The sequence below is a fragment of the Microcystis sp. M113S1 genome, from assembly GCF_020246945.1.
Taxonomy (GTDB): Bacteria; Cyanobacteriota; Cyanobacteriia; order Cyanobacteriales; family Microcystaceae; genus Microcystis.
Window position 1 is genome coordinate 1 of record NZ_JADBSA010000350.1, and the last position, 4,761, is coordinate 4,761.

General features: G+C 42.7%; 6 protein-coding genes and 1 pseudogene. 5 read left to right on the top strand and 2 right to left on the bottom strand.

Going from position 1 to position 4,761, the window contains the following annotated elements:
- Positions 1–595 precede the first annotated feature (595 nt).
- From IM319_RS17435 to IM319_RS17450, 4 genes are all read left to right on the top strand, one after another.
- Complete coding sequence (locus tag IM319_RS17435) at positions 596–1,339, top strand: energy-coupling factor ABC transporter permease (protein WP_286825652.1); 744 nt, start codon at positions 596–598, stop codon at positions 1,337–1,339.
- 13 nt (positions 1,340–1,352) lie between these two features.
- The gene (locus tag IM319_RS17440) at positions 1,353–1,676 is read left to right on the top strand and encodes a PDGLE domain-containing protein (protein WP_287736427.1); all 324 of its coding nucleotides are present in this window, start codon (positions 1,353–1,355) and stop codon (positions 1,674–1,676) included.
- Between the two features lie 159 nt (positions 1,677–1,835).
- Positions 1,836–2,609: a cobalt ECF transporter T component CbiQ gene (gene cbiQ, locus IM319_RS17445; RefSeq protein WP_287736428.1), complete on the top strand. Its 774-nt coding sequence runs from the start codon at positions 1,836–1,838 to the stop codon at positions 2,607–2,609.
- Positions 2,610–2,623: 14 nt separating this feature from the next.
- Positions 2,624–3,406 carry an energy-coupling factor ABC transporter ATP-binding protein gene (locus tag IM319_RS17450; protein ID WP_287687636.1) on the top strand — a complete coding sequence of 261 codons (783 nt, stop codon included), beginning with the start codon at positions 2,624–2,626 and terminating at the stop codon, positions 3,404–3,406.
- Positions 3,407–3,528: 122 nt separating this feature from the next.
- Here IM319_RS17450 and IM319_RS17455 read toward each other — a convergent pair whose 3' ends face one another.
- Positions 3,529–3,750, bottom strand: coding sequence for a DUF4926 domain-containing protein (locus tag IM319_RS17455; protein ID WP_286825648.1), 222 nt, complete (start codon positions 3,748–3,750; stop codon positions 3,529–3,531).
- A 52-nt stretch (positions 3,751–3,802) separates the two neighbouring features.
- Entirely contained in the window at positions 3,803–4,087 is a 285-nt protein-coding gene (locus tag IM319_RS17460; RefSeq protein WP_353737590.1) for a DUF6883 domain-containing protein, read from the bottom strand.
- 294 nt (positions 4,088–4,381) lie between these two features.
- Between IM319_RS17460 and IM319_RS17465 the strand changes: the two are divergent.
- Positions 4,382–4,761: pseudogene (locus tag IM319_RS17465) on the top strand (RNA-guided endonuclease TnpB family protein); the annotation flags it as partial.

Consider the following 4,761-nt stretch of genomic DNA (forward strand, 5'->3'; position numbering starts at 1 on the left):
GACGGCCACTTTGAACAAGTCGAAAAAATCCAATGTTCAACCTTATTTCCTAGAAAGTTTTACTCGTTCAAGGCCGAATTTGAAGTCTTTTCTGAACGAAACCCCCTACTATCTGTGGTCAAGGTTCAGTTTTTAGCTTGATTATCGCTTTTTCCATTGTAGCTTAAAGCCGTCCTTTTAGGACGGGGTTTTAACCAAAATTTTCGATCAGTGAATAATATTACTTAAAACTCATGACCTTAGTTAGTGAATAGTGGTTAGTGGTTAGTGGTTAGTGGTCACTAGCCTCTTCTAGCTGATAACTGATAACTGATAACTGATTGAGTCCTAGCATAAAAACTAAAAAAAACTCGAAAAATTAATAATAATTTAAATAATTTGAGTGCTTGAGAATAATTCAGATTTTTGCTGATAGCTAAACCCTGACGGCTGGCAAAATAACAGAAATTCTTAAGAAGCTAAAGGGTTTAAATCCCCAGAGAGAGCATTGTAGAATGAAGCGGTTAGTTATCTACTAAAAGATAGGACTTTTCCGTCCTAGGGAGACAATTCTATTGAAATCTTTAACCCAAATTGCCAAGGAGACTGAGTTTTAATGTCTGTTAATTTTCTGGGAGTTGGTTTGTTTCACCCTCTCCTTACCCCTTATCTCGCCCTCCATATTCCTGACGGCTTTTTGAGTCCATCGGTGAGTCTATTTACTTGGATAATTGCCGTCGTCCTGATTAGCTTTTCTCTCAAAAAAGTGCGCGGTCACTACGCTGAACGGGCTGTACCTTTGATGGGAGTTTGTGCCGCCTTTATTTTTGCCGCCCAGATGATTAATTTTCCCATTCCGGGGGGAACCTCCGGACATTTATTAGGGGGGACTCTTGCGGGGGTTTTACTCGGTCCCTGGGCGGGTTCTTTGGTGATGGCGGTGGTTTTTATCGTTCAAGCTTTATTTTTTCAAGATGGCGGTTTAACGGTTTTAGGGGCGAATATCGTCAATATGGGTTTGATCGGGACGTTTGGCGGTTATTATCTCTATCTGGGGATTAGAAAAGCCCTCGGTTTTAATAGTTGGCGCAGTATGGCGATCGCTGTTGCCCTGGCCGCTTGGACAAGTGTGGTGGTGGCGGCGTTGGCTTGCGCCCTGCAATTGGCTTTATCTGGCACTGTACCGCCTTTAGTCGCCCTTTTTGCCATGTTATCTTGGCATATCCTCATCGGCATCGGGGAAGCGGTGATTACCGTTTTCGCTGTCGGTTATATCTGGCGAACCCGTCCCGATCTTCTCTACGATCCGCCCCATTCCCTTAATACCTCTGTTCCATCTTCCTACGCTTCTCGTCAATAAAGCAATTAATTCGATGAATATTCGCAGAAATAGCCAATTTTTTCTGATTGGCCTAGTATGTTCCCTAATTATCGCCGTTTTTCTTTCTCCCTTTGCCAGTCCCGATCCCGACGGACTCGATCGAGTGGCGGAAGACTTGCAATTTAGCAAAAAAGAAGACCCTAACGCCCTAGGTAGTCAATTACCTTTCGCCCGAATTTTTGATGGTTATGCCCTCAAAGGTGTTCCCGAAGGTGTCGCCACTCCCCTGGCCGGTTTTCTGGGAACTCTTGCCACTTTCGGCATCGCTTGGGGTATCGGTAAATTAGTGATTCCAAAATCCCAAAATCAGGAATAAGGATATGGGAGTCGAGAAGTGGGGAAGTGGGGTGTTTCTTATCCCCCATCCCCTATCCCCTATCCCCTATCCCCTATCCCCTATCCCCTATCCCCTATCCCCCATCCCCTATCCCCTATCCCCTATCCCCTATCCCCTTTCTAACTGATAACTGAATAAATGCTACACATTGCCACTTTTTATCGCGAAAATGAGGGACAAAATTTCGGTTTTTGGCAGAGACTCGCGCCCCATACCCGGGTTTTAGTTACTCTTTTGTTAGTTTTTGCCACAGCCTTAACGCCGAATGGTAGTTGGGGAACTTGGGGGATTTACGGATTAGGATTAATTATTTTAATTCTGATCAGTCGGGTGAGTATTGCCGTACTTTTACAAAGAGTAGCGATCGAATTTGTCTTTATCGGTGTGGTTTTATTGGGAACTCTTTTTCGCGATGGCGGGGAAATTCTTTGGTCTTGGGGATTTTTGCGGGTAACTAGCGAGGGATTGCTGGTGTTAGGCAGTGTGGCCCTAAAAGCTTTTCTCTGTCTTTGTACGGTCAATATTCTGGTTTTAACCACAGCGATTCCCGACCTGTTGCAAGCATTAGTTACCCTAAAAACCCCCCCTTTATTGGTGGCAATTTTGGCTTCTATGTACCGTTATCTAGCTGTTTTGATCGCTGAATTTAATTCCATGCGAAGGGCAGCAATTGCGCGCAATTTAATGAGTAGTCCCCGATGGCAACGGTTGCTAGTGGGACACATGATCGGCGCTTTATTTATCCGTACCTACGAACGTGGCGATCGCATTTATCAAGCCATGTTATCGAGGGGTTACACTGGTTCCTTGCCTTCTGTACAGGTTCCCCAAAGCAAGCTGAACGATTATCTCGCTATAATTGGCACAGTAATTCTGATCCTCTGGGGTCAAATGGTACATCTACTCAGATAAAAGTCTCGTTTTTCATGCACCACAACCCGATTTTTATTGAAAACCTAGTTTATACCTATCCTGACGGCACAGAAGCGTTAAAAGGTATTAATTTAGCCATTGAAGCTACGGAAAAGGTGGCTTTGGTCGGGGCCAATGGATCGGGAAAATCCACCTTATTATTGCATTTTAACGGTATTCTCCCGCCGCAAACGGGTAAAATCACCGTCGGTCCCTACCAAGTTAAACCGGAGAATTTAGAAAATATCCGCAATTTTGTCGGTTTAGTCTTCCAAAACCCCGACGATCAGCTATTTATGCCCACTGTCTGGGAAGATGTGACTTTCGGCCCGATGAATCAGGGAATTCGCGGAGAGGATTTAAACCATCGCTGTCATCATGCTTTACACGCGGTGGGATTGGATTCCAAGCATTACGGTAAGAGAAACAGTCAGAATCTATCGGGGGGTGAAAAAAAACGCGTGGCGATTGCGGGGGTTTTAGCCATGTTGCCGCAGGTCTTAGTTTTTGATGAACCTAGCGCCCAACTGGATCCCCGATCCCGTCGGCAATTAATACAACTGTTAGCCACTTTACCCCAAACCCAAGTCATCGCCACCCATGATCTCGATCTGGCTTTAGAACTATGCGATCGCACGGTGGTTTTAAGTCGTGGTCAGGTGGTGGGAGAGGGAGAAACCGCTAGGATTTTAAGTAATCGGGAATTTTTGGAACAACACGACCTGGAAATACCCCTTTGTTATAGTCGTCCCTACTGTGCGATCGCTGATGCGCCCTCACAAGTCAGTGATCAGTGATCACTTATCAGATGTGATTTTTCAGTTCACCGATTACTGTTTACTGATCACTGAAAAAAAGCTCCCTTTTCCCCTCTCATAGACAGTCTTAACGAGTGATTGAGATAGTCAACAGCTTACCGCTACTTAGCGGTTAATTTTTGGGATTCTAAGGGAGAATGATGTAATAACATTAATTGATTTTCTTGTAAGATTTCGATAGCATAAGCAAGGCCAGAAGTATCACTAAATTCAACTTCAAAAACATTTGGCTCATAGACTTCTACAATTGTTCCCACTTGCCCGCGATATAATCCCAATTGGGGTAAGTCTTCTAATAAAGCAATCACATCTAAGAGTTTCATTTCATTATCTCCTTAAAGTACATAACAAGTAACTAAACGGGAAAAATTCTCATCATTTCTGATTATCTAAACACTCTGAATAATAGCTGTTTTGATGATTCAGGGGAAAGTCAATAATCTTTTGTCCATATTGATTGATTTTATCGGGAATAGCATTACAGGTTTTAACGGCTTCTAAGAGTGCGTTTTTAAGAAATTGAACGTCATCAATATCTAAGTTTAAGGCGGATTTAAAAACACGGGCTTTATGCCGTCCATCGGCATGATTTAGATTTAGGGAATAACCAGTTAGTTTGTGATCATCTATGATGGTACTTTCAGGATGAGGCAGTTTCACTTCCAACAAAAAACTCGGCTCTCTTGGTTTGGTTAGATTAAATGTAGCCTAGCATCTACTTTTCTGTTCGGTTATCCCGAGAGAATTAAGGATACACTGAAGTCCGATGCACAATTTGGAGATTTATTATCGGTTTCTTGCATAGAAGAGAGGACAAAACCGAGAAAGTCTGACCGAAAATTTGGGTACAAGCCCCGCCCTTTAGTGTAGGGTCGGGCGGCTTTAAATAAATATGTATTGTCAACTTAAAGAATTTTGTGTTAAGATATTGATACCCAGTCTAGCATTGTCAAAATGTTTGTACTAGAATACAAAGTTAAGCCAAAACCTAATCAGATAGAAGCCATTAATGAAGCAATACGGACAACTCAATTTGTTCGGAATAAAGTTCTGCGTTATTGGATGGATAATCGGGGTGTTGGCAAAACAGAGTTATTTCGGTACAACACAGCATTAAGAAAAGAGTTGAAATTTGTTGATGATTTAAACTCCCATGCTTGCCAGACTGCTGTAGAAAGAACCTTGCGAGCAATTACTCGGTTTTACGATAATTGCCAAAATCAAGTTAAAGGAAAGAAAGGCTACCCTAAGTTTAAAAAACATTCTCGTTCCGTTGAGTATAAAGTATCTGGATGGAAGCTATCAAAAGATAAACGTCATATTACCTTTACAGA